General features: G+C 65.2%; 31 protein-coding genes. 18 read left to right on the forward strand and 13 right to left on the reverse strand.

The window, feature by feature from the left end:
- Positions 1–51: 51 nt before the first annotated feature.
- Complete coding sequence (locus ASF30_RS04610; RefSeq protein ID WP_055902014.1) at positions 52–873, reverse strand: CPBP family intramembrane glutamic endopeptidase; 822 nt, start codon at positions 871–873, stop codon at positions 52–54.
- A gap of 208 nt (positions 874–1,081) precedes the next feature.
- Positions 1,082–1,471: a hypothetical protein gene (locus tag ASF30_RS04615; RefSeq protein WP_055902016.1), complete on the reverse strand. Its 390-nt coding sequence runs from the start codon at positions 1,469–1,471 to the stop codon at positions 1,082–1,084.
- Positions 1,472–1,603: 132 nt separating this feature from the next.
- Here ASF30_RS04615 and ASF30_RS04620 point away from each other — a divergent pair, with 132 nt between their 5' ends.
- The 3 genes from ASF30_RS04620 (at position 1,604) to ASF30_RS04630 (ending at position 4,658) form a co-directional block, all read left to right on the forward strand.
- Positions 1,604–3,037, forward strand: a complete 1,434-nt coding sequence (locus tag ASF30_RS04620) for an APC family permease (protein ID WP_082467441.1) — start codon at positions 1,604–1,606, stop codon at positions 3,035–3,037.
- A 101-nt stretch (positions 3,038–3,138) separates the two neighbouring features.
- Complete coding sequence (locus tag ASF30_RS04625; protein ID WP_157496950.1) at positions 3,139–3,852, forward strand: hypothetical protein; 714 nt, start codon at positions 3,139–3,141, stop codon at positions 3,850–3,852.
- Positions 3,853–3,914: 62 nt separating this feature from the next.
- On the forward strand, positions 3,915–4,658 hold the full coding sequence (locus ASF30_RS04630; protein WP_055902528.1) for a glycosyltransferase family 2 protein: 744 nt from the start codon (positions 3,915–3,917) through the stop codon (positions 4,656–4,658).
- Here the strand turns inward: ASF30_RS04630 and ASF30_RS04635 are convergent.
- Entirely contained in the window at positions 4,647–4,958 is a 312-nt protein-coding gene (locus ASF30_RS04635; RefSeq protein ID WP_157496952.1) for a DUF7882 family protein, read from the reverse strand. The two genes, ASF30_RS04630 and ASF30_RS04635, sit on opposite strands and share 12 nt — an antisense overlap.
- A gap of 234 nt (positions 4,959–5,192) precedes the next feature.
- Between ASF30_RS04635 and ASF30_RS04640 the strand changes: the two genes are divergently transcribed.
- Both ASF30_RS04640 and ASF30_RS04645 read left to right on the forward strand, forming a co-directional pair.
- Positions 5,193–5,531, forward strand: a complete 339-nt coding sequence (locus ASF30_RS04640; protein WP_055902023.1) for an ArsR/SmtB family transcription factor — start codon at positions 5,193–5,195, stop codon at positions 5,529–5,531.
- A complete protein-coding gene (locus tag ASF30_RS04645; RefSeq protein ID WP_055902026.1) occupies positions 5,528–6,217 on the forward strand; it encodes a cation diffusion facilitator family transporter in 690 nt (229 codons plus the stop codon). The genes ASF30_RS04640 and ASF30_RS04645 overlap by 4 nt, the downstream gene beginning before the upstream one ends.
- Before the next feature lie 40 nt (positions 6,218–6,257).
- On the opposite strand, the gene ASF30_RS22540 is transcribed toward ASF30_RS04645, so the two are convergent.
- Together ASF30_RS22540 and ASF30_RS04650 are read right to left on the reverse strand one after the other, a co-directional pair.
- Complete coding sequence (locus tag ASF30_RS22540) at positions 6,258–6,449, reverse strand: hypothetical protein (protein WP_157496954.1); 192 nt, start codon at positions 6,447–6,449, stop codon at positions 6,258–6,260.
- Positions 6,450–6,534: 85 nt separating this feature from the next.
- Entirely contained in the window at positions 6,535–7,011 is a 477-nt protein-coding gene (locus tag ASF30_RS04650; protein ID WP_200918429.1) for a hypothetical protein, read from the reverse strand.
- A 201-nt stretch (positions 7,012–7,212) separates the two neighbouring features.
- On the opposite strand from ASF30_RS04650, the gene ASF30_RS04655 reads away from it, so the two are divergent.
- Both ASF30_RS04655 and ASF30_RS04660 read left to right on the forward strand, forming a co-directional pair.
- Complete coding sequence (locus ASF30_RS04655; protein ID WP_055902028.1) at positions 7,213–7,470, forward strand: hypothetical protein; 258 nt, start codon at positions 7,213–7,215, stop codon at positions 7,468–7,470.
- 101 nt (positions 7,471–7,571) lie between these two features.
- Complete coding sequence (locus tag ASF30_RS04660) at positions 7,572–7,961, forward strand: DUF1801 domain-containing protein (RefSeq protein WP_055902031.1); 390 nt, start codon at positions 7,572–7,574, stop codon at positions 7,959–7,961.
- 63 nt (positions 7,962–8,024) lie between these two features.
- On the opposite strand, the gene proS is transcribed toward ASF30_RS04660, so the two are convergent.
- Complete coding sequence (proS, locus tag ASF30_RS04665; protein WP_055902045.1) at positions 8,025–9,449, reverse strand: proline--tRNA ligase; 1,425 nt, start codon at positions 9,447–9,449, stop codon at positions 8,025–8,027.
- Between the two features lie 84 nt (positions 9,450–9,533).
- Entirely contained in the window at positions 9,534–9,719 is a 186-nt protein-coding gene (locus ASF30_RS04670) for a hypothetical protein (protein ID WP_055902047.1), read from the reverse strand.
- 116 nt (positions 9,720–9,835) lie between these two features.
- Between ASF30_RS04670 and ASF30_RS04675 the strand changes: the two genes are divergently transcribed.
- From ASF30_RS04675 to ASF30_RS22545, 4 genes are all read left to right on the forward strand, one after another.
- Entirely contained in the window at positions 9,836–10,321 is a 486-nt protein-coding gene (locus tag ASF30_RS04675; RefSeq protein WP_157496956.1) for a GyrI-like domain-containing protein, read from the forward strand.
- A gap of 73 nt (positions 10,322–10,394) precedes the next feature.
- Positions 10,395–10,727: a PadR family transcriptional regulator gene (locus tag ASF30_RS04680; RefSeq protein ID WP_055902051.1), complete on the forward strand. Its 333-nt coding sequence runs from the start codon at positions 10,395–10,397 to the stop codon at positions 10,725–10,727.
- Positions 10,724–11,671: a hypothetical protein gene (locus tag ASF30_RS04685; RefSeq protein ID WP_055902054.1), complete on the forward strand. Its 948-nt coding sequence runs from the start codon at positions 10,724–10,726 to the stop codon at positions 11,669–11,671. Before ASF30_RS04680 ends, ASF30_RS04685 begins: the two co-directional genes overlap by 4 nt.
- An 18-nt stretch (positions 11,672–11,689) precedes the next feature.
- Positions 11,690–11,845 carry a hypothetical protein gene (locus ASF30_RS22545; RefSeq protein ID WP_157496958.1) on the forward strand — a complete coding sequence of 52 codons (156 nt, stop codon included), beginning with the start codon at positions 11,690–11,692 and terminating at the stop codon, positions 11,843–11,845.
- A gap of 36 nt (positions 11,846–11,881) precedes the next feature.
- On the opposite strand, the gene ASF30_RS22550 is transcribed toward ASF30_RS22545, so the two are convergent.
- Positions 11,882–12,412: a hypothetical protein gene (locus tag ASF30_RS22550; RefSeq protein ID WP_157496960.1), complete on the reverse strand. Its 531-nt coding sequence runs from the start codon at positions 12,410–12,412 to the stop codon at positions 11,882–11,884.
- A 125-nt stretch (positions 12,413–12,537) separates the two neighbouring features.
- Between ASF30_RS22550 and ASF30_RS04695 the strand changes: the two genes are divergently transcribed.
- Complete coding sequence (locus ASF30_RS04695; RefSeq protein ID WP_055902061.1) at positions 12,538–12,750, forward strand: hypothetical protein; 213 nt, start codon at positions 12,538–12,540, stop codon at positions 12,748–12,750.
- A gap of 78 nt (positions 12,751–12,828) precedes the next feature.
- Here ASF30_RS04695 and ASF30_RS04700 read toward each other — a convergent pair whose 3' ends face one another.
- From ASF30_RS04700 to ASF30_RS04710, 3 genes are all read right to left on the reverse strand, one after another.
- Complete coding sequence (locus ASF30_RS04700; RefSeq protein WP_157496962.1) at positions 12,829–13,521, reverse strand: hypothetical protein; 693 nt, start codon at positions 13,519–13,521, stop codon at positions 12,829–12,831.
- The gene (locus tag ASF30_RS04705; protein WP_055902066.1) at positions 13,518–13,832 is read right to left on the reverse strand and encodes a hypothetical protein; all 315 of its coding nucleotides are present in this window, start codon (positions 13,830–13,832) and stop codon (positions 13,518–13,520) included. Before ASF30_RS04705 ends, ASF30_RS04700 begins: the two co-directional genes overlap by 4 nt.
- A gap of 127 nt (positions 13,833–13,959) precedes the next feature.
- Positions 13,960–16,539, reverse strand: a complete 2,580-nt coding sequence (locus ASF30_RS04710; protein WP_235480262.1) for a transglycosylase domain-containing protein — start codon at positions 16,537–16,539, stop codon at positions 13,960–13,962.
- Positions 16,540–16,629: 90 nt separating this feature from the next.
- Here ASF30_RS04710 and ASF30_RS23305 point away from each other — a divergent pair, with 90 nt between their 5' ends.
- The 4 genes from ASF30_RS23305 to ASF30_RS04730 are packed head-to-tail and all read left to right on the forward strand — an operon-like array spanning position 16,630 to position 19,003.
- On the forward strand, positions 16,630–17,001 hold the full coding sequence (locus ASF30_RS23305) for a hypothetical protein (RefSeq protein ID WP_055902069.1): 372 nt from the start codon (positions 16,630–16,632) through the stop codon (positions 16,999–17,001).
- A gap of 42 nt (positions 17,002–17,043) precedes the next feature.
- Complete coding sequence (locus ASF30_RS04720; RefSeq protein WP_082467444.1) at positions 17,044–17,397, forward strand: PadR family transcriptional regulator; 354 nt, start codon at positions 17,044–17,046, stop codon at positions 17,395–17,397.
- A complete protein-coding gene (locus ASF30_RS04725; protein ID WP_055902074.1) occupies positions 17,394–18,146 on the forward strand; it encodes a hypothetical protein in 753 nt (250 codons plus the stop codon). Before ASF30_RS04720 ends, ASF30_RS04725 begins: the two co-directional genes overlap by 4 nt.
- Complete coding sequence (locus ASF30_RS04730; protein ID WP_157496966.1) at positions 18,143–19,003, forward strand: hypothetical protein; 861 nt, start codon at positions 18,143–18,145, stop codon at positions 19,001–19,003. The genes ASF30_RS04725 and ASF30_RS04730 overlap by 4 nt, the downstream gene beginning before the upstream one ends.
- Positions 19,004–19,214: 211 nt before the next feature.
- Here ASF30_RS04730 and ASF30_RS04735 read toward each other — a convergent pair whose 3' ends face one another.
- Together ASF30_RS04735 and ASF30_RS04740 are read right to left on the reverse strand one after the other, a co-directional pair.
- Entirely contained in the window at positions 19,215–19,826 is a 612-nt protein-coding gene (locus ASF30_RS04735) for a dihydrofolate reductase family protein (protein ID WP_055902078.1), read from the reverse strand.
- A gap of 108 nt (positions 19,827–19,934) precedes the next feature.
- Positions 19,935–20,339 (reverse strand): RidA family protein, encoded by a 405-nt coding sequence (locus tag ASF30_RS04740; RefSeq protein ID WP_082467445.1) that lies wholly within the window; start codon positions 20,337–20,339, stop codon positions 19,935–19,937.
- 328 nt (positions 20,340–20,667) lie between these two features.
- Here ASF30_RS04740 and ASF30_RS04745 point away from each other — a divergent pair, with 328 nt between their 5' ends.
- Positions 20,668–21,291 carry a hypothetical protein gene (locus ASF30_RS04745; protein WP_157496968.1) on the forward strand — a complete coding sequence of 208 codons (624 nt, stop codon included), beginning with the start codon at positions 20,668–20,670 and terminating at the stop codon, positions 21,289–21,291.
- Positions 21,288–21,803, forward strand: coding sequence for an RNA polymerase sigma factor (locus ASF30_RS04750; RefSeq protein ID WP_055902086.1), 516 nt, complete (start codon positions 21,288–21,290; stop codon positions 21,801–21,803). The genes ASF30_RS04745 and ASF30_RS04750 overlap by 4 nt, the downstream gene beginning before the upstream one ends.
- Positions 21,804–21,850 lie beyond the last annotated feature (47 nt).

Below are 21,850 nucleotides of genomic sequence, written 5' to 3' on the forward strand. Positions count from 1 at the left end.
CCCGTCGAACTGCCGCGAGGTCGCGTAATGGCCCACGGATGCGGCCCAGCGTCACAGGTCCGCGAGCACCCCTCCGGCGGGCTTCTGCTGCACGCGGCCTCGGATGAAGAACACCAGCACGAGGCCGGTGACCACGACGGCGATGTTGCCGAATCCCGAGACGGTCGTGAGCATGCCCGTCGCCGGGAAGGCCGTCTGGAGGAAGATGCTCGGATCGGTGCTGGCGTGGAGCAGGACCGGCGCGATCAGAGTGCCGGATACGCGAAGCGCGAGGTACATGCAGATGCCGAAGAAGAAGGTGTACACCACCTGCAACAGGGTCGGCAGGAGGGCCTGACCGGTGAGCAGGTTGCTGGCGTGGAGGAGGGCGAACAGTCCAGCGGAGACCAGCGCGACCGCGATCTCGGGGTGGCCCGCTTCCCGCATGATGCGTACGACGTATCCCCGGGTGAGGACTTCTTCAGCGAATCCGATGAACAGGCCCGCCAGCAGCCAGGTCATCACGTACTGGAAGCCGGCTGCGCTGTAATCGATCGTGAGGAACCGCAGAATGTTGAACAGCAGCACGACGGCGACGGCGACCCACATCCATCCTCGACCGCTGATCGGCTGCGGACCGAAGAGATCGCGCAGCCATCCCACCGATGCTCCGAAGATCACCAGGATGACTCCGCCGAGGAAGATCGGCACGACGTACACGAGCAGGACATAGACCGCGGACTTCGGGTCGGCGGTGTCGGAGACGAACGGAAGCATCAGCAGCGACGCGAGGTTGTAGAGCACGAGATAGCCCACGGCGAGGATCAGTGCCTTCCACCACCGGCCGTTGTCCCAGAACCTCGTCCAAGCCGATTTTCCCGTCGTGTCGCGCACAAGCACCTCCGGTTCCGGGCACGAACGCCGCGCCGCCGCTCCAGTCATCGTCTCGGAGATGGGCGGATCAGGCAACTGTCCGCGCACGCGTGAGCCCACGAAGCGACGATGGCCGGATCGCGGAGTAAACCGGCGGGCGCTCTGCTCGCTGAGTCCTGCGTCTCTGACCGAACACCCTCACGAGCGGTTGCGACATGGGGGGGGTGAGTCACAGGCCGCGCGGACGCATTCCAACGCGCTTCGTCGGCGGAGCGGGCCTCAGCAGCAGCTTCATGCCCACAAGGGTGAGGATCGAGCTCGCCAGGCACACGCCGGTCGCAGTCCAATTGCTGTTCACGACGGTCTGTGGTCCGACCTCGTCATCCGGTGAGTCGTACGTGCAGTTCACACCGAGCGGGAACCACGTTCGTTCACCGGTCGTGATCGTGGACTCGAAATAGGGGCCACCGACTTCGGGGCGTGGCGCCGACAACGTGCACTGCACCGCTGGGTCGCCTTTGCCATCGAGCGTGACACCGAACGCCAGGGACACGAGGGCCAATGCCCCGAAGACGAGCACCAGAACGAGCCCGAGCAGCATGCGAAGGACGGGGTTCATCGCCACAACCGTAGCTCGCGCTGCGGTCAGGTCATGGCATGAGATCCGCCTCGGTGTCGCATCGAGGCATCCTGACGCCATACTTCAGACCCTGCGTCAAGGGGCCCGCACGGGTGAGGGCGGACGTGCACAATGAGCGGATGCACCACACCGCACCAGCTCGCCAGCTCGCACTGCTCCCGGCCGGGCATTCCCGTGGCTGAGGCGCAGCCGACATTCGCCGAGGCCGCCGATACCACCGACGCCGTCGGCGGTGACACGCGACTGCGACGATCGATCACAGGCCCGCTCCTCTTCCTCTTCGTCCTCGGCGACGTCCTCGGTGCCGGCATCTACGCGCTCATGGGGGTGTTGTCCGAGGAAGTGGGCGGAGCGCTCTGGCTTCCGCTGCTTCTCGCCCTCGTGATGGCACTCTTCACCGCCGGCTCCTACGCCGAGCTCGTCACCAAGTACCCCCGGGCCGGTGGTTCCGCCGTCTACGCCGAACGGGCCTTCAAGCGTCCGGTCGTCTCGTTCCTCGTCGGGTTCTGCATGCTCTCGGCCGGAGTCGTCAGCGCGGCCGGCCTCGCGCTCGCCTTCGCCGGTGACTATCTCGGCACCTTCATCGACGCGCCACCCATCCCGGCGGCCATCGTCTTCCTGGCGCTCGTCGCTGCGTTGAACGCCCGCGGCATCCGCGAGTCGATGGCCGGGAACGTGGTCATGACGGTGATCGAGCTCACCGGACTGCTCATCGTCATCGTCGCCGGAGCGGTCGTACTCGGCTCGGGCAACGGCGAACCGGCGCGCGTGCTCGAGTTCCGCGACGGCGTCTCGCCCTGGGGCGCCGTGCTCGGCGCCACCATCATCGCCTTCTACTCGTTCGTCGGTTTCGAGACGTCAGCGAATGTCGCCGAGGAACTGCGGACTCCGCGCAACTATCCGCGGGCTCTGTTCGGCGCCCTCGCTGTGGCCGGGGCCGTCTACGTGCTCGTCGCCCTCGCCAGCTCGATCACCCTCTCCCCCTCGGAACTCGGCGAGTCGAGTGGTCCGCTTCTCGCCGTCGTCTCGGCATCCGGCCTCGGCGTTCCGGAATGGCTGTTCAGCGCTATCGCGTTGATCGCCGTCGCCAACGGAGCGCTCCTCACCATGATCATGGCGAGCCGCATGACCTACGGCATGGCCGAGCAGGGCCTCCTCCCCCGCGTGTTCGGACGGGTGCTCCCGAAGCGCCGCACGCCGTGGGTCGCCATCCTCACCACCACGCTCATCGCGATGGGCCTCACCCTGCTGGGCGATCTCTCCGTGCTCGCCGAGACGGTGGTCTTCCTGCTGCTGTTCGTGTTCGCCAGCACCAACATCGCGGTGCTCGTACTGCGCCGCGACGAGGTCGATCACCCGCACTTCCGGGCGTGGACGGTTCTGCCGATCCTCGGCATCGCCTCCTGCGTGCTGCTTCTGACCCAGCAGTCGCCGCAGGTGTGGCTGTTCGGAGCGATCGTGCTCGTCGCCGGCGCCGCCGTCTTCCTCATCGCTCGTCGTGTATCGGCATCACGGACCGCGGCGAAGTCCGGTGCGATCCATTAGTGCCCGCATCCGTCACTCGGATGCTCCGGGCCCGACCGGAGGTTCACCCGCGTACGCGACTCGACCTCCCGGTGACCGCGCACAGGCCGGAGGGGCAGTTCGTGACGGCTGATGAAGTCCAGCGGGCTGGACATCGCCTGGTGCGAGCGCCACGACCTCGGGCGCCGCGGCGTCCGATCACGTCCACCGGCCTCGTCCAGGCATTCGTGCGGCGCCCGGTCGGTGTGGCGGAGATCACCGCGGACGGCATCCGACTACTCGTCATCGTCAGTGTGCTCGTCGCCGGGATCGGATGGGGCCCGGTGCAGGTGGGCATCTTCATGCTCGCGCTGTTCGGGGCGCTCGCACCACGGGCACTCCGCATCCGTCCCTCGGTCGACATCAGTATCGGCGTGACCATGCTGATCGCAGCGTGGAGCAACGTGTTCGATCTCTACACGGAGATCGTCGGCTGGGACAAGATCGTGCATGCCGCTCTCACTGGAGCCGTCACGATCCTCGTCGTCACGGCGGCCCAGCGCGGCGGACTCCTGCCGCAGACGGGCTCTCCTCGCTTCGCCCTCGTACTGTCGGGTGCGGCCGTCGGCCTCGCCGTCGGTAGCATCTGGGAGATGCTCGAGTGGGCGGGGCACACGTTCACCGACGCTGTGATCTTCGTCGGCTACGACGACACCATCGGAGACCTCGCAGCAGACGGAGTCGGGGGTCTCATCGCAGGCCTCGCCCTGTCGCTCCTCCCCCACGGCGGGTTCTCCCGTGCGACTCCTGCCACCGAGAGAGCAACAGAGCGCGAGCCCGCCGGTGGTGCTCGATGAACCGCCGCCGCGCTCTCAAATCCGTTCCCCCGTCGCCGGCACCGCTCTCAGGACCGCTCCTCGTGAGCGTCGTCATCCCGGTGAAGGACGACGCCGCCCAGCTCGAGCGGTGCCTCGTCGCTCTTCGATCGCAATCGATCGATCCATTCGAGGTGATCGTGGTCGACAACGGCTCGACCGACGATACGGCCAGCGTTGCGCAGCGGTTCGGCGCACGGGTCGTCTTCGAGCCCTCGGCTGGGATCGGGATCGCCAGCGCGGCCGGCTACAACGCAGCAACCGGTGACATTCTGGCGCGGCTGGATGCGGACTCCATCCCCGTGGTCGATTGGGTGGAGACCGTCAGCTCCACGTTCAGCGTGCGCGACGACGTCGCGGCCATCACCGGGCCGGCGCATTTCACCGACGGGCCTCGATGGCTTCGAGCACCCGCCGCTCTGGCCTACCTCGGCTCCTACTTCGCGCTCACCGGGATGGCCCTCGGCCACGTCCCCCTGTTCGGATCGAACCTGGCGCTCAGACGGCACGTGTGGCACAGCATCCGCGACGAGGTGCATCTCCACGACGCACTGACGCACGATGACCTCGACCTGTCGTTCCACATCGGTGTGCGGAACTCCATCCGGTACATCCCGGCACTGCGGGCCGGCATCTCGATCCGACCTCTCAGCGATGGGAGAGGCGCTCTTCGGTGGAGACGCGGAATCCATACCGTGGTGATGCACTGGCCGCACGACCTGCCGTGGCTCCGCATCGCACGACGGGCGGTATTCCGCGCTCGGGTCCTCGTGCGCTCAGCCGCGTGACAGCCTCGAGACCGATCCGATCACCAATCCCTCGTCTGTCGACGCCGCGAGGATCATCTCTTCCACGACGCCTGGATCGACGGTCGCGTCCACTCCGTGGTCGACGTGGTAGCGCAGCGGGATCGACGGATCCAGCCAGACGGAACTCGTCCCGTCGCCCACGACGTCCGGCTCGTGCCACGACAGCAGGAACCTCTCGTTCCGCCGCAGCTTCTCGGTGATGGCGGCTCGCAGGTGGACGATGACACTGTCGGCGACGACGATCTCGGTTCCGGTCTCGCCGTAGAACATTGAACTCATCAGTTGAGGCTCCCCATCCGTCACTCTGAGGCTACGTGTCGGCGCGGGTTGTCGCTGAGGCTTGACAACCGGGCGCCGATCTCACCCAGCAGCATTACCTTGTTCCCTCCCTATCGGACGGCAAGGAGGTCAGCCCGCTTCGAACGGATTCGTGATCAACGCCGCTGTAGCGACTTGCATCTGTGCAGTGATACAGCACCGCATTAATTCAGCGATTCCTGTACTGTCGCTCTCATGTCGACCGCCACCGCCTCCGTAACGCACACCACAGCACTGGCCCGACTCGGGTACGCACTCTCGGACGCGACTCGTGCCGGCGTGCTCTTGGCACTCCGTGAGGCTCCGGCCTATCCATCCGACCTGGCCGATGCGCTCGGCGTCTCCCGCCAGGTCATGTCGAATCAGCTGGCCTGCCTGCGCGGATGCGGTCTCGTCGAGACCGTTCCGGACGGGCGGCGCACCTGGTACCGCCTAGCCGACCCACACCTCGCGCCCGCGCTCAACGAACTGCTGCAGGTCGTGCTCTTCGTCGATCCCGACTGCTGCGCCGGAGAAGGCTGCTCCTGCGCATGACGGTCCACACGCCTACGCAGTCCGCCGAACGGAAGCACATCCTTCAGCGCCGGATCCGCTGGATCGTCACGGCGACAATCGCGTACAACCTGATCGAAGCTGTTGTCGCGCTCACGGCCGGCGCCATCGCGTCCTCGTCGGCGTTGATCGCGTTCGGGCTGGACTCGACCATCGAGGTGCTCTCCGCGGCGGCGGTCGCCTGGCAGTTCACACGCCGCGACCCCGAGCGATGGGAGACGGGCACGTTGCGCGTCATCGCGGTCGCCTTCTTCGCCCTGGCCGCCTACGTGACCGCTTCCTCGCTGCTCGCGCTGATCCTGCACGCCGACGTTGAACCCAGCACGCTCGGCTTGGTCATCACGGCACTCAGTGTTCTCGTCATGCCGTTCCTGTCGCTCGCGGAGCGCCGGGCCGGCCGCGAGCTCGGCTCGGCGACGGCCGTCGCGGACTCGAAGCAGACCCTGATCTGCACCTACCTGTCCGCAGCCGTGCTGGTCGGGCTCGTCCTCAACAGCCTGTTCGGATGGTGGTGGGCCGATGCGATCGCCGGCCTCGTCATCGCAGCGTTCGCCATCCGCGAAGGCGTCGAAGCCTGGCGCGGCGACGCCTGCGCCACGTCCGTCGGCATGCTGCTCGAGGACGACCATGAGGACGACCACGCCGACCACGACAGACCCGCGCGGTGACGGATGCCGCGCGGACGTGATCGTCCGATTCTCGAGCCGGTCAGAAAGGGCCCGTACCGAGATCGCGTGCAACCCCCGCCGCGTATGCGCGAGCCATCGCCTCGGCATGGTGCGAATCCTGGGGAGCATCGTCATTCGACGTGGGTCTGGATCTCCTGGCGCGCAATTCGAGCACCACTATGAGTACAACTGCCAGCACGAGAATCACAACTGCGGCGATGACGAACTCCATGCGCGGTCCCCTCCCCTTGTCGGAACCCTAGCAGCGCCGTTCTCGCGCAGCATCGTCATCTCGACGTTCCTCGCTCGCGACGGGCTCAGGTCGCGGTCGTGTCTGTGAGGGTCGCTCCGTCGTCGGGTCTGGCTGAATGGTCGCTGTGGCCGTGGGTTCGTCGCGCTTCCTTCATCTCCGCCTCGAAGAGGTGCCGGCGGCCGCCCACGAGTTCGTCACGTGCCTTGCGCTCGAGAGCTCGGAACATCGCAAAGTAGTCGTCGTCGTACTCCTCGACGATCTGGAAGGTCCAACGCCCGGCGAGCACGTTGCGTCCGCTCAGTTCGTTCGTGATCTGGTCGGCGAGCTCGCCGTGGCCGGCCGCCTCGAGCATTCTTGCTGCCTCACCGAGAGTGAGGTCGGATTGCCCCGTGAGCCGATGAAAGGCGTAGAGGTGACCCCGAGCATCCTCCGCGATCTCGAACGCCTCGGACAGTTTGCCCAGCGCCTCCACCGTCGCATCCGAAGTTCCGGGCGGGCGGATGTGCGCGTCGTCCGGATTGTCGTCGATCGCATCCGACATCCGATCTTCGGCCTGTGGAGCATCCGCCTGGCCGGGTTCGGTGCGGCCAGAGTCGTCGTCAGTTGTCATCCTGCAACCGTGTCTGGCTGAACCCATGCCGTCAACGGGTTGCTCACACCAGCCAGGCGATTTCGAACGGGCGAGATCTACCTCTCCCGTCGCGCATCGTCAAGCCGGTACCCATCCGGCACTCCCTCCCCCATGCTGGATGCAGCGAACGAGACAGTCGAGGAGGACCACATGTCAGATGCCACGGATTCCGAGGGAGATGCTGTCTCTCAAACGGCTGAATCAGCGGAGCAGGCTCCCGACGCCACGGTGCCGGACGAAGAGGTGCTCGAAGAGCCGAGCACAGAGAACGAGCCCGGGGAAGAACCACGGGCTACGAAACCCGACGACGCTGAACCTGATCACGAGGCCATCGGCATCGGTGTCATCGACGGTCCGCCGACGCCCTGAGACCGTACGTGAACGGATGACGGGACGGGAGCTGCCCTTCACGCGCCTGTGCGACCGACCGCGCTGTTGATTTTGTCTGCTCCCTTCGCAAGTATTCGCACATGAGTGACAAGTCCGATAGCGAGCAGATCGACGACATCATCGCGCAACAGACCGGCTGGAAACACGACGTGCTCGTCGCGCTGCGCGCTGCGATCATGGCCGCCGACCCGGCCGCCGTCGAGGTGGTCAAGTACAAGAAACCCTCCAAGCCGGAGGGAGTTGCGTTCTGGACGCATGGCGGAGACGTCTGCTTCGCCGACGTGCTCAAGAGCGCTGTCAGGCTGACATTCGCGCGGGGCGCCCGCATGAAGAGCAACGATCTCTTCAATACCCGACTGGACAGCAAAGTCGTCCGTTCAATCGACTACTTCGATGGCGACCACGTGGACGAAGCGGCTGTCAAGGCGCTCGTGGCTGAGGCCGTGCAACTCAACGTCGCAACGAGATGACATTCGCCACGAAGACCGAGCCCGTACATCAGGGCGAGCATCCGACTCGCACGACGTGGATGGTCAGTAACTCCGGCCGACGATCGCCATCAGGTCGGACTCCGAGCCTCCACTGCCCGGCACTGTTCCTTCCCGGGTCTGCAGGCAGCGGACACTGACAGCCTCGCGGTTGAGTGCGTCCTCGCCTTCCTCTCCGAGTTGCGCCCATGGGATTCGCGCGAATCCTGACCGGGCGGCGTCGAGAGCCTCTGCCACGGACGCAGCCTCCACTGTGCGGTCCATCAGTCTCTGGCGGGCGGTCGCGATCATCTCAGCGTGCATGCTCTCGAGCAGAGCGACAACGGTAGTGCTGATCGCGTCGAGCGTGACCGCTTCCTTGGTGCCCCTGTCGCGCCGCACGATCGTCGCTCGGCCCGATTCGAGATCGCGGGGACCGACCTCCAGACGCACCGGGACGCCCTTGAGTTCCCACTCCGTGGCACGCCGGCCGAAGCCCTGCGTCGTCCGATCGTCGAGCCGGGCTCGCACTCCTGCCGTCTTCAGTTCGTGGACGAGCGAGGACGCCGTAGTCATGGTGCGCTCATCGTCCTTCACCGCGAGGACGACGACCTGCACCGGCGCGACACGGGGCGGGATGCGGATTCCCCGGTCATCACCGTGGGCCATGATCAGCCCACCGACCATCCGCGTGCTGGAGCCCCATGACGTCGTCCAGCACGTCTCGACCTGCCCCGAGCTGTCGGCGAAGGTGATGTCGAATGCCTTCGCGAAGTTCTGCCCCAACTCGTGACTGGTGGCCATCTGGAGCGCCTTGCCATCGCCCATCATGGCTTCGCAGGTCATCGTGTTGATCGCCCCCGCGAACCGCTCGCGCGGGGATTTGACGCCGACGAGTACGGGAATCGCGAGAACGTTCTGCAAGAAATCGCGATACACGTCCAGGTGGATGCGCAGCGCGTAAGCGTTCGCGTCCTCGCGGGTGGCATGCGCGGTGTGGCCCTCCTGCCAGAGGAACTCCGACGTCCGCAGGAACAGGCGCGGCCGCATCTCCCACCGCACGACATTCGCCCACTGGTTCAACAGCATGGGCAGATCTCGATGCGACTGGATCCACTTGGACATCAACTCGCCGAACACGGTCTCGCTCGTCGGCCTGACGACGACCGGCTCAGACAACTCCTTACCACCCGCGTGCGTGACTACGGCAAGTTCGGGGCTGAAACCCTCGACATGCTGCGCCTCCCGTTCCAGGTAGGACTGCGGGATGAACAGAGGCAGATAGACGTTCTCGGCTCCGGTCGCCTTGATGCGCCCGTCGACCTCGGCCTGCATCCGCTCCCACAGTCCGTAGGCATACGGTCGAATCACCATCGTGCCGCGCACCGGACCGTTCTCAGCCAATTCGGCCTTCTCCAAGACGTCCTGGTACCAGCGGGGGAAATCATCCTCCTGGGAAGTGAGCACCCTCGTCCGACTGCTGTCTGCCATTGGCCCACGCTACCGGCAGCGCGAAGTTCGCCGATAGCTCAGCCGAATGATCGAGTTCCGTGACTCGCCCGCAGAGCTCGCGGCCTAGTACAACCTGCCACGTCCGCTGTCGATCTGGCTCTGGATCTCGTCCAGCGACTGCTGCATCTCGGGATCATGGATGCTCGAGGAGAGTCGACGTCGACGACTCGCAAGCCCGATGATCACGATGAAGGCGATAGCCGCGACGACGGCTCCGGTCCAGATGAACGCAAGAACGATGCCACTCATGATTTCCCCCAGGAACGCTTCAGAAACAGAGTATCGGGCGCATCTCGCGTGAGGTATCGGAAGTAGAAAGGCGAGCGTGGGCTACCGTTGAGGCGGCCGAGCGGAGAGGAACGAACGTGGAGGTGCTGAGCGGTCCGCGCGTCGAAAATCGACCCTCGCGACCGACACTGGGCATCCGAAAGCGCACTCCGTTTCGCGGGATGCTCGCGGAACGCGATCGCTTGCTCGCGGTTCTCATCGACTGGATGCAGGACAACGGCGTCGAGCCGGACGGTTCGTTCTATCTGCGGCTGCACACCGTCGACATGAACGGGGAGATGAACCTGGAAGTCGGAGCGTTCGCGGCTGGGACTGGCGACGAATTGGTGGTCGCGGGCGAGATGTCTGGCGGACAATACGTTGTCCTGCGCTACTGCAATCACTCCATTCGCGCGCACCGCCTCCTCTTCGAATGGGCAGAATCGCAACAGATCGGTTTCGACACCGATGACTCCGACGCTGGGGTCAATTGGGCAGGCCGATTCGAGATCTACATCACCGATCCGCGCTCCGAGCCACGGAAGACCCGATGGCAGACGGAGCTCGCCTTCCTGAGCAAGTAGCGCCTCCGCTCACCAAAAGCCGTCACGACGGGCGTGCTTGCGATACTGTGTGGCTCTATGTAATGTATGCCGCATGGTAGCCATCGCGAAGCACGAACAGGACCTTCGCAAGGGCGTCCTCGTGCTCGCGGTCCTGTCCCAGCTGCGCGAGGAGCAGTACGGCTACTCGCTGCGGCAGGCGCTCGCCCTGCGCGGGATGCCCATCGAAGAGGGCACGCTCTATCCCCTGCTGCGACGGCTCGAGGCGCAGGGCCTTCTCGCCTCGAAGTGGAAGGCGGAGAACGGCCCACCGCGCCGGTACTACGTGCTCAGCGCCACAGGCGCCGAGCTCTGCCGAGAGCTGTCTGAATCATGGGCCTCTCTCGTGACCGTGATGTCCGAGCTGTTGGAAGGGGAGAAGCGATGAAGCCGGATGCCCTCATCGAGTCCTACGTCGCCGAAGTCGTGCGTCACCTGCCGAAGAGGCAGCGCGCCGACGTCGGGTTCGAACTGCGCTCGCTGCTTACCGAGGAACTGCGCGGCCGCACCGGCGACAGCGAGCCCGACACCGCGACCACGCTCGACCTGCTCGCAGACTTCGGGCGTCCCGCCGAGGTGGCCGACCGCTACCGGCCGGCCGGGTTCACGATCATCCGACCCGCGGACGCGCCCCGCTTCGCGTGGATCTCGCTCGTCGGCGTGGCGGTCCAATGGGTGATCACGCTCAGCGCGACCTACGCCGCCCCCGCGACCGGCGCCGGCGACGACTGGCTCAGCCGGCTCGGAACATGGTGGCTCTCCGCGGGGCTCGGGGCGTTCTGGTGGCCCGGACTGCTCGTCTCGTTGAGCATCGTCGCGGCGGTGTTCTCGGCGAGACGCGGCGGTGATGCTCCGGAGTGGACGCCCCAGGCGGCGGCGAGGCTCGACCGCGACCGCATCAGCCGCCCGCTCTATGTGCTCGCGATCGCGGGCGCCCTCGTGGGCATTGCGGCTCTGGTGGCCGCGATCAACCTCGCAAGCTGGTGGCCGGCGCTGCCACAGCCGGTGCTCGACGCCTTCGTGATCGACGAGGACTTCCTGACCACGCGGGCTCCGTGGGCACTCGTGCTCTGGGCGGCGACCTTGGCGAGCATGATCGCCCTCCTCGTCACGGGCCGCTGGACGCGCACGACCAGACTGCTCGCCGTCGCTGGGAACGTGCTCTGGGTCGCCCTGCTCATCTGGTGGGTCGTGGCCGGTCCGATCTTCGTGCAGCCCTACGCCGACGTCGTGACCAAGGGATGCCTCCTCTTCGTCGCCGCGATCTGCGTGCTCGATCTCGTGCTCACCGGCCGCCACCTGCGCCAAGGCATCCCCGAGCCGGCGGTCTAGCGGCATCCATTGACGAACTTGACCTGGCTCGATCTCAGCGACGATCCGAGCCTGTCAGACGTGACTCCCCTCGCCGGACTGTCGAAGCTCACCCAGCTCCACCTCTGGAACTCCACGTCACTGACCCACGTCTCCGCACTTGACGATCTGACGAACCTCACCGTGTACCGCTGAGGACGCCTCTCGACAGGCGTGGACAGCGCGAACAGGTCACATTCCGGGATGGCCGGAGCAATCGACGGAATCACCACGGGCGATGTCGCCCTCGGAGAAGTCACTCTTCGTCGCGATGATCTTGCCCCCGTAACTGGCGACGCAGCTCAGGCCGCCGCCCGTCGCGCTCGTCGCAGTGAACGTCCACGGATGACTGGCGACACCCTCGCCGCAGTTGCTCTGCAGAATGGAGATGACCGGTCCGACAACTGTGGCCGTGCGGATCACGGGTTCCCCTTCCGGGCGGAAAGACGACCAGGTCAGGGTGATCGGTGTCGTGTCGTCGTCCGCGAGAATCGAGAACGCCACTGCGCCACCGCCGGCGGGGTCGAACGGACACTCTCCAGGCTCCACCGGGACTGTCTTCGCGGCGGCCGTGGTCGTGGGTGCCGGCGTGGTGGGTGTCGCGGTGACGGTAGTCGTCGTAGTGACTGTCGGCGCTGGAATCGCCGAAGGGCCCGTACACCCGGTGAGAAGCAGAACGGCGGCGGTGACGGAGATCGGAACAGCCGGGTGTCTGCGACTCATGGGGCGAGAATACTCCTGAGGTGACACTCCCTCGTCGAGGCCAACCTACGTCGTAGGGCGTGCCGACCAACGCTCGAACGTCGTCCGCCGATACGTTGTGGCTCACGCGGCGAAAGGACTCTCGAATGACCAGCTCCGGTGCGAGCGCGATCATCATCGTCATCTACCTGTTGCTCGTGCTAGCGGGGCTGTGGCTGAGTTATGCGATCATCCGGGCTGCGGTCCGTGCCGCTCTCGCAGACCACTACCGCACCGTGCGTCGATACGAGGCGACCGGCGAGTGGCTGGGCGCAGGAAGAGCACCGAAAACGCTCCCCGACAGCGATCGTCGGTCGTAGAAGAACGATTCGCCTCGGTACACAGCCACGCTGACGCGGCAGCCGGTCGTGTTGGAGGCGTCATCGGCTGCCCAGCAGCTACTGCTGCCACATCACGTGGATGAGGATGTGCATCGCGAACCCGCAATAGGCGATCCACGATGTCGTGGTGAGGACCGTGGTTGCGAGGATGAGCTTCCATGCCCCGATGCGCTCCCGGACCGCACGGCGCTCGGCCCCGACGATTGCCGATGCAAAGATCGAGGGCGCATTCACCACGATCGCGAGGGCGCTGGCGACGACGGCGAAAGCGCCGAACAACGCCAGGCTCATGTTCCCAACCGAGTTAGTAGCGGAGCCGGTCTGTTCGTCCCACGGACCGCCAAGAACGACCTGCACAAGGAGGGCCACCAGCATGACGATCGCGGTCGTCAGCGATGCCCGCTGGCTGAACCTGCCAAATCGCATCGCCTCGTCGCTTCGGTCGGAGTTCCTGTCCCCGAGTGTCGCGCGGACGCGTCGCCCGCGTCTCGCGGTTATCTCGCGCATGGCAATCGCCAGGACGGTATAGGGCAGCGCGGCGTAAGCGGCAAAGAGTCCCATGTAGAGAGCAGCGAACAGTCCACTGGTGAAGCCGAAGACCGCGAACCCGAATCCGATGATCAGGAGCGTGGTCGTGATGGCGGCAAGAGCTCCCGAGTGACGATTCGCCGGATGCCGCGTCGGCATACGGTCCGGCCCGACACTCGGCGGTACATGGTGCCCATTCATCGACTCGCGGAACGGTGTCACTCGTTCCCCTTTTGCTCGTCGGGCCGCCCGTCGTGACTACGGTCGAATCCCTGCGCGGTTCGGATCATGAGCGCGACGATGACGATGATCGTGGTGAGCACGCCGGGCGGCCCACCGCCGATCAGGAAACCGAGTCCACGGAGGTCCAGTCCTCGTCCGTCAGCCAGCTCGGGGTCCGTAGTGGGCAGATACGCGTTGAAGGTGACCGGATTGAGGAGCAGAGCGGCGGCAGCCAGCCCGAACACTGCAGCGAACCAAGCCCATCCCCGGGTGCCCGGGCGGCTTCTGAACAGGGCGGCTCCGCCGATCACTGCGACAACAGGAACGAGTAGCGACGCAACGGTCCAATTCAAGCGTGCAACTCCCTCGAGCTCATGCCCGCTCGAGGTGAGCGCTTCCTACGTCGCCCGACTCCAGTCTCGGGCGCCTGTCGTCCGCTCATGGTTTGCCTTTCGCCGTGCCGACAGTGATCGTGACCGCACTGCCGGACTTCGCCTCGGCCCCGGCGGGGGGATCGGTGGAGACGACCTTTCCGACCTGACCGGCATCGTTCACCTCTGCGCTCCGCACCGTCACCTGGAACGCGGCCATCGCCCGTCGCGCGGCCGCCTCGTCCATCCCGGCCACATCGGGCACCAGGATGAGTGATCCGTTCGACGTGTAGACGGTGACCACGGTGTCACGACCGGCCTGTCCGCTCGGGTTCGTGCCCGTCACCTGTCCGGCGGGTAGCACCGAGTCCTGTGGACCGCCGTCGGCGAAGATGAAGCCGGCGGCGGTGACCTTGGCTTCGGCATCCGCGATGCTGCTTCCTCGTAGGTCAGGGATATCGAAGAAGACCTGCCGGAACGCGGATGCGTCTGGCTCGGGGAACGCGTCGCCGCCCCACTTGGTGTCGGCCACGTACATGATGCGTGGCCAGATCCGGTGGCGGGCGGTCGCCGCTGCACCGCTGGCGAAATCCAGCGTGCGGAGGTTCGCGTCGCGAGTGACGTTGCCGACCCAGACAGCCGTGGCCGCTTTGGTGCTTGCGCCGATCATCCAGGTGTCCTTGGCGAAGTCGGTGGTTCCGGTCTTGCCGATGTGGGGAACACCGGTTCCGGTGTTGGATGCCGCAGCTGTCCCGTCGGATTCGAAGGTGCGCTGCATGGCATAGGCCATGGCCGATGTGACGTTGGGGTCGACGGATTGCCTGCAGTCGGCCGACGGAGGTGTCATCTCACTTCCGTCGGGCTTGACGATCCTGTCGATGACGATCGGCTCGCAGACCAGCCCGCCTGCGGCGACTCCCGCGAAGGCCGACGCCATGGTGATCGGGGCGATCTCCTGGGTGCCGAGAACGTCGGAGGGGTTCATCTGCAGGGGGTCGCCATCGGCACGGTGCACGCCGAACGCCTCAGCCACTCCCTTGATCTTGCACAGATCGAGCTGTGACGCCATCGACATGAAGCTGGAGTTGACCGACCAGGCCGTGGCGTCGACGGCGTTGTTGGCGATGCGGCCGTCATCGTTGTTCGGCTCGAAGCGGCCGCTCCAGTTGCCGTCGCAGGTGTTGACGAAACCTGTGAAGGCGCGCTTGCGTCCGTCAAAGGTCTCCCGGAGAGAATGGCCCTCAGCGATCCAGTCACCGAGGGTGAAGACCTTGTACGTCGAGCCCGGCTGGAACCCGCTCGATCCGCCGTAGTCGAAGTCGGTGTTGAAGTTGATGGCGCTGAAATCGGTGCTCGTCGCGATCACGTCGGGATCGTTCGAGAACGCCTTGTTCTGCGTCATCGCCAGCACTCTGCCCGTCCCGGGTTGCACCGTGACAGCGCTCGAGCCGACGTCGAAGCGCGGGTCGGTGCGCGGGACGTTGTCGTTCATGGCGCTCTCTGCGGCTGTCTGCAGATCGAGGTCGATGGTGGTGTAGATGTCGAGTCCGCCCCGGCTCACGGTCTTCTTGCGGTCGGCTTCGGTGGCGCCGAAGGCCGGGTCGTTCAGCATCGTCCGGTAGACGAAGTCGCAGAAATATGCGGCGCCACCAGCCGTGACGCATCCGGTGCTGGATGGATGGATCGCCGGGGTCACCGGGGTCGCGACAGCGCTCTGGTGCTGCTCGCGGGTGATCTTCTTGTGCAGCAGCATCTTGTCGAGGATGTAGTCGCGGCGCTCCTTCGCGGCCGCGTAGCCGTTCGCCGCGCCGTTCTTGAGGCTGTCGGGCTCGTCGATGCGGTACTTGACCGGATTGTTCACCATTGCCAGCAGCGTGGCGGCCTGTTCGAGGCTCAGGTCTTTCGCGGAGACGCCGAAATAGTAGTTCGAGGCGGCCTCGATGCCGTAGATCTGGCCCCCGAAGAGCGCGATGTTGAGGTAGCCGAGCAGAATCTGGTCTTTGGTGTACTTCTTCTCCAGGCCGATCGCGAGGCGCATCTCTTTGATCTTGCGATCGGGGGTCTGCTCGACGGCCTTGGCGTAGCCGGCGTCGAGCTCCTCCTGCGTTTTCGCCTCACTCTCGGCGTTCTGAACCAGCACATTCTTCACGTACTGCTGGGTGATGCTCGACCCACCCTGTGCTTGGCCCTTCAGCAGATACGTCGACACCATGGCGCGCGCGGTTCCCTGCACGTCGATTCCGCCATGTTCGTAGAATCTCGGGTCCTCGGCGGCGACGGCGGCATCCTTCGCAAACTGAGAGGCGTCGCCCCACCCGACCTCCTCACGGTCTTGGTCGTAGAACGAGGCGAGAAGGTACGGCTGACCATCGTTCTGCATGGCGTACACGTTGGTCTTCTGCTGGAGCGGACCTATGGCGAGGTAGCTCGGCAGCTTCTCGAAGATGTTGATGGCGGCCGTTGCCCCGAGGCCGGTTATCGCTATGGCGGGCGTCACCGCGACGGCGACCAGCAGCCCGGCGACAGCGCTCAAGGCGATGAAGCTGATGAAAGCGAGGACGCCAGTGCCGAACCGCTCCGTGCGCGAAGAGAGCCGTGTAGTCGACGCCTGGTGCTCCACCGCGATGGTCCCGAATGTGATCGCCACTAGTCCCCCGTACTCATCGAAGTAATCCCCGTCCCGATTATGGGAAGATAGGTTCTCAGATGTCAATACCCGACCTGGAGGTGCTACCTGATGTGGGTCTTCGTCGCGGCACTGATCGCCATCGCGACGATCTGCCTGCTCCTTCTGCTCCTCGCCAGGCTGAGACCGACCGCATTGTCGGGGCGTCGGCGCTATGTCATCGCGGCGCTGGTGTGCAGTTCGGTGTCCCTCCTGGGCGTCGCATCCATGGATTGGGGCCATTACCTCGGCTCTCTACCCGATGCGCCTTCCGCGGGGGTCGGAGGGTCTGAGATGAGCTTCTTCATCTACGGCTTCTTCGGGGCCGGATGCGGTGCATTGGGGGTGGTTGTCGTCGCCGCCTGCGTCGCGGTTCACGGAATCGGCCGGGTCGTCCACCACCTCGCGGCGAGCCGCCACGACGGGCTGACCAAACGCGGATGACGACGGTTGCATTCTGTGCAGCTATCTTCCTAGAATCGATGCATGGTGCGTAGACGAGCAGGTCGTTTGGTCGATCTCGAGTTCGACATCCTCACCGTCGGCATGCAACTGCAGGCTGAGGAGGGGTCGTTCTACGGATTCTCCCTCGCCCGCAAACTGGCGGAGGAAACAGCGTCGACTGCTCTGACCGCCCACGGCACGCTGTACAAAGCGCTCGGACGCCTGAAGGACTCGGGGCTCTTGGATGCGGTGTGGGAAGACCCGGACATCGCCGAAGAAGAAGGGCGCCCCCGACGCCGGCTCTATCTGGTCAGCGGGGCAGGTGTGCGCGCTCAGGCGGCCGAGGCCGTGCTGCGAGAGGGTGAGGCCCCGGCGGGCAAGGCGGCCTTCGCGTGAGCCTGGCCTCGGAGGACGAGGACTTCGACGCTTTCACCTCAGTTTTCCACGGGACGAAGGACTCGGAGCCGACAAGCCAGATCGATCGGCTCGTGTTGCGCTGGGTCGGGTGGTACACCCGCGACCTGCCGGATGCCGCGGTCGACGACAGGACGGGCGAGATCGATTCCGACCTCTACGAAGACCGGGTGAACGGAGCCACGGGCCGCGACGTCGCCAGCCGCTGGCTCCGAGGCATCCCGGCAGACCTCACGTGGCGTCTGGACCAGCAACGCCAAGCCGTGACCGACGACCAACGGGGAACGTTCCCCGTCGGCCTGCCGATCACGGCATCCGTCGTCACCGCCCTGTTGATCGCGTGGGGATGCCTCGTCTCTATCAGGGTGTTGATGGCGATGGCGCGCGGTGAATGGGCCGGTGCTGCCGACCTGGTTCTCGCCGTCATCCTCGGCACGGCCATCGCAGTCTGCGGAGCCATCATGACCGGCCGTGCGCGACAGCGGTGGATGGGTGCAGTCTGGCTCAGCGCCGCGGCCTACCTGGTAGTGCATTACGGGATGTACGCGTTGATCGCGAGCAGCACAACGATCAGTGCGATGTACTTCACGACCGATTATCCCGTCGAGCTTTCACATGGGCTGAGCATCGGCGCGGTGCTGTTCTTCGCTGCCATGGCGGTGTGGTGGTTCCCATCACTCACATCGGTCACCGCATCCCTCCAGACCCACGCGGCCGGCGGTGACGAATGAACACACGTAAACGTGTGGCAGCGATCGTCGCGCTGGCCGGGGCGGTCGTAGGAGCGGCATCGATCGGCGGGTTCGCGACCGGCGCCTATGCGACGTTCACCGCCGGGCCGCCGCGCACGGTAGAGCAGAACGTCGCCCCGGATGTCGAGGCGGCCCCAGCTGCCGTCGGAAGCAGCCCGCTGCCAGCGTCAGACAACAGTCCCCCGGCACCTGACGACGGCACCGACCCGTTCTCCGCGGAGTACAACCCCGCCACCACACCGGGCGACCCTGACTACCTCAGCACCGCCATGCTCTCCGAATGGTTCGGCCAGCAGGAAGTGATCAAGGAGTGCATGGAGTCGAAAGGACAACCGTACCTGGCCGCCGATCCACGCTTCGGTGAGTCACCCCAGCCTCATGGCCTCTCATTCGAAGCATCGATCGCATTCCTCAAAGCGCTCAACGGCGACGACATCTACATGCCATCACCGGGTGGCGGATGCTCCGGTGTCGGAGAAGCTGCAGCCGAGGCTGCACGGGAGGCGGGGACACCGCTGAGCGGGGCCGTGCCCACTGTCGATCCAGGCCGGCCGACTCCCCGCCAGACCCAACTCGCATTCGAGGACGTCATCCGGAAGTGCATGGCGGAGAAAGGACACGAGTTCCTCGGCTTCACATCATCATGGGATCCGACAGCGCAACCCAGCAATCCGAACCTGCCGGCCGGCATGCCCGAAGGACTCTCACCCGACCAGCAATCACAGTGGGTCGCCGACATGGACGGCGACGCCGGAGTCGGACCCGCCTACCGATGGCAGGACGCCGGATGCTCCGGCTACGCCACACACGCCACCGGCAACGACAACATGCACTGACCTCTTGAACCGCCAGCAATCCCGCTGCGGGCCGATCAGCGGCTAGGTCTCCTCGGTGCAACGTGCGAACATCATCGCGTCGGGTTGGGGCGCCTCGTCTGACTTGAAATCGCACTCACTCGACCGGCCCGACGGGCGCATGCCGTTGCCGTTCGGCGGCCGCTACTCCGGCGGCCGGAGCATGCATATCAGGAAGCCGCGACGGCACGGCCTATGCGGGTTCGATCTTCCAGCGCATGAGCACGTTGCCCGACTCGGGCCATGCACGTGTCTCGAGGAGCTTCAGCGCGACGAACGGCCGTTCATCGAAAAGCGACACTCCGCCGCCGCCGATGAGTGGGAAAGTGACGAGGTGCAGTTCGTCGACGAGCCTGGCTCGCATCAGGTCGTTCCACAGGATGCGGCCGAGAAGGATCAGGATGCCGCGCCCCTCCCCTTGCTTGAGTGCAGCGACCTCGGCACGCGCATCGTCGACGGCGACGATGCGCGTGTTCGGGTAGGGCTCGAGATCGTCTGGCGTGATGGTGTCAGAGACGACGACCTTGTCGACGCGGGCGAACAGCTCCGCGAATCTGCGGCGGATCTCAGTGGCGCCCGGATCGTCGCGGACGCTCGCCCAGTAGGAGAGGTTGCCGAGCGATGAGCGGCGCCCCGAGAGCAGCACGGTGTCCGCCTCGGCGAGAAGGCTCGTCGTGTAGTGGTCGAATGTGTCGGCGCCGTGGTAGTCGGGGTGCTGATGCTCGAAGAACGAGATGATGTCGTGCTCGTCGTCTTCGTACCGTCCGTCGACCGTGACGAAGTTGCAGACCGTGAGAGTGGGCATGACGCCACGCTAGCCCGACGCACGCACAAGGGCGACGCAGCTGAGCGTCGCGACATCCGATCTAAAGACGGTGATTCGAAAGCGGAACGTCGAGCGAGACAGTCGCGACTAGCGCGGCGATCTTGTCGCGATGGGTTCGAGCTCGACAAGTTGACCCGGATAACCGAGGACGGAGACTCCCTGCAACGTCGCGGGCACCTCATGGCTGCCGAAGTGCTCCCTGACGACGTTCCAAGCCAATCCGAGATCCTCTGATCGGTCCGTTGCCACGAGGATCCGCAAGAACGCCACGTCGTCGAGGGCGACGCGACAACGCTCGAGGATCACGTCCATATTGTGGAGAGCTCTACGGGTCTGCTCGGCGATGTCCCCGAGGGCAACCACCGCGCCCTGCGCGTCGAGAGGACATACCCCAGCGAGAAAGACGGTCTCGCTATCCGTTCTGACGATCGATGCGTCGGCATATTCCGCGTGGCTGAGATCCGATAAGCGGATCAACCTCAAAGTGTTCACTCCGGAGACGATACTCAGGGCTACAGAGATCGGCGGGCTTGATGCCTGTTCCTATCGTCTCGCAAGCCGATCGGCTAGCGGTCGTCGCCGTCCGGAGCCACTTCGGTAGATCGGGATGATGCTTGACGCGCGATTTCGCTTTCCTGACAGCCTCGGATGGCCGTCAAGATCATGGATCGCCGGGTGAAGCCAGGCTGACTCGCTTTGCCATGCTCCGAAGGACTCGAGCCCGTGTTCTGTCCGATCGCAACAATCTCCGCTTTGGATGGACGTTTCACGTCCGACCGGACATGTGTCTAGTGAGAGCATCACTGACAGGGAGATCGACATGGACGATGAGGAGTTCGACAGACGCGTAGCGTCATCAGCTCCGTCGGTTGCGCATCGGACACCGGCTGTCCGCGCCGCGATTGAGGGCGTTGTTGCCGAGAGCCGGCCGCCAAGGCGCAGGCGCACACGGATGTTGATAGCGGGGGCAACCCTGTCAGTGGTGCTCCTCGGCGGCACGACGACCGCGTTCGCATCGCAGTACCTTCTCGATTGGTTGGGCTTCACACCCGATCACACCATCCAGCACCGGAACGCCGATGGCGACTATTGCGCGGCCGGGATGATCGTCCGTCCGGAGGGCGTCGAGATGGACGACCCATCGTTCCTGGCGGCGCAACAGATCTTCCGGGCGATTGACTTCGAAACGCTCAAGATCCCAGCCCACATTCGCGATGACGACAGGTACTCCGACGCGCGCAGAGCAGAGAAGATCAAGTACTTCGACGAGTACAACGCCGCACACCCCGAAGCACCGATGGCACCGCCGATGTGGGATCCCGAAACAGAGATGCTGTCCGCAACCGCCTATGAGGTGGTGGTCGCCGGAGTCAAGGAGCGCGGTCTGGACGACAGCCGTTTCTCGATCGAGGGTGGCGCCCAGTGCGACAGGGTCGGCGAGTGAAGCGCGCGGAACGAGAGGACCGGTTGGAAGCTGTCATCCGCGCGACCGCTTCAGACCTGCTCGCGTACCTGGAGCGACGCATCGACCCGCGAGCTGACGCTGCGGATGTGCTGAGTGAAGCGCTCATCGTCGCGTGGAAGAAGGCAAGCAGGCTGCCCTCTGACGACGTCGCTGCACGGATGTGGCTGTTTGCCATCACCCGAAACACTCTGCTGAACGCCAGACGGGCGACGAGCCGGCGAAATGACGCCACCAGTCGCCTGCGCGTGGAACTCAGTCTGGTCTCGGCGGCCGACGACCCTGACAACGTTCTGGCTGTCCGTGATGCGGTGAATAACCTTCCGCTCGAGATGCGGGAACTTGTCGAACTCGTGCACTGGGAAGGCTTCAGCATCGCTGAGGCGGCAAGCATCACCTCCGTGTCACCATCCACAGCACGGTCTCGCTACTCCGCCGCCAAGGCGAAACTCCGTCGCGCGCTCACGACGGAGGTTGAAAACTCCCCAACCTGAGTCGAGAAGAGCGGCTGGGACAATGACGCGTCGAGGGGTCGACCAGA

Source organism: Leifsonia sp. Leaf264 (assembly GCF_001422325.1).
Classification (GTDB): domain Bacteria; phylum Actinomycetota; class Actinomycetes; order Actinomycetales; family Microbacteriaceae; genus Orlajensenia.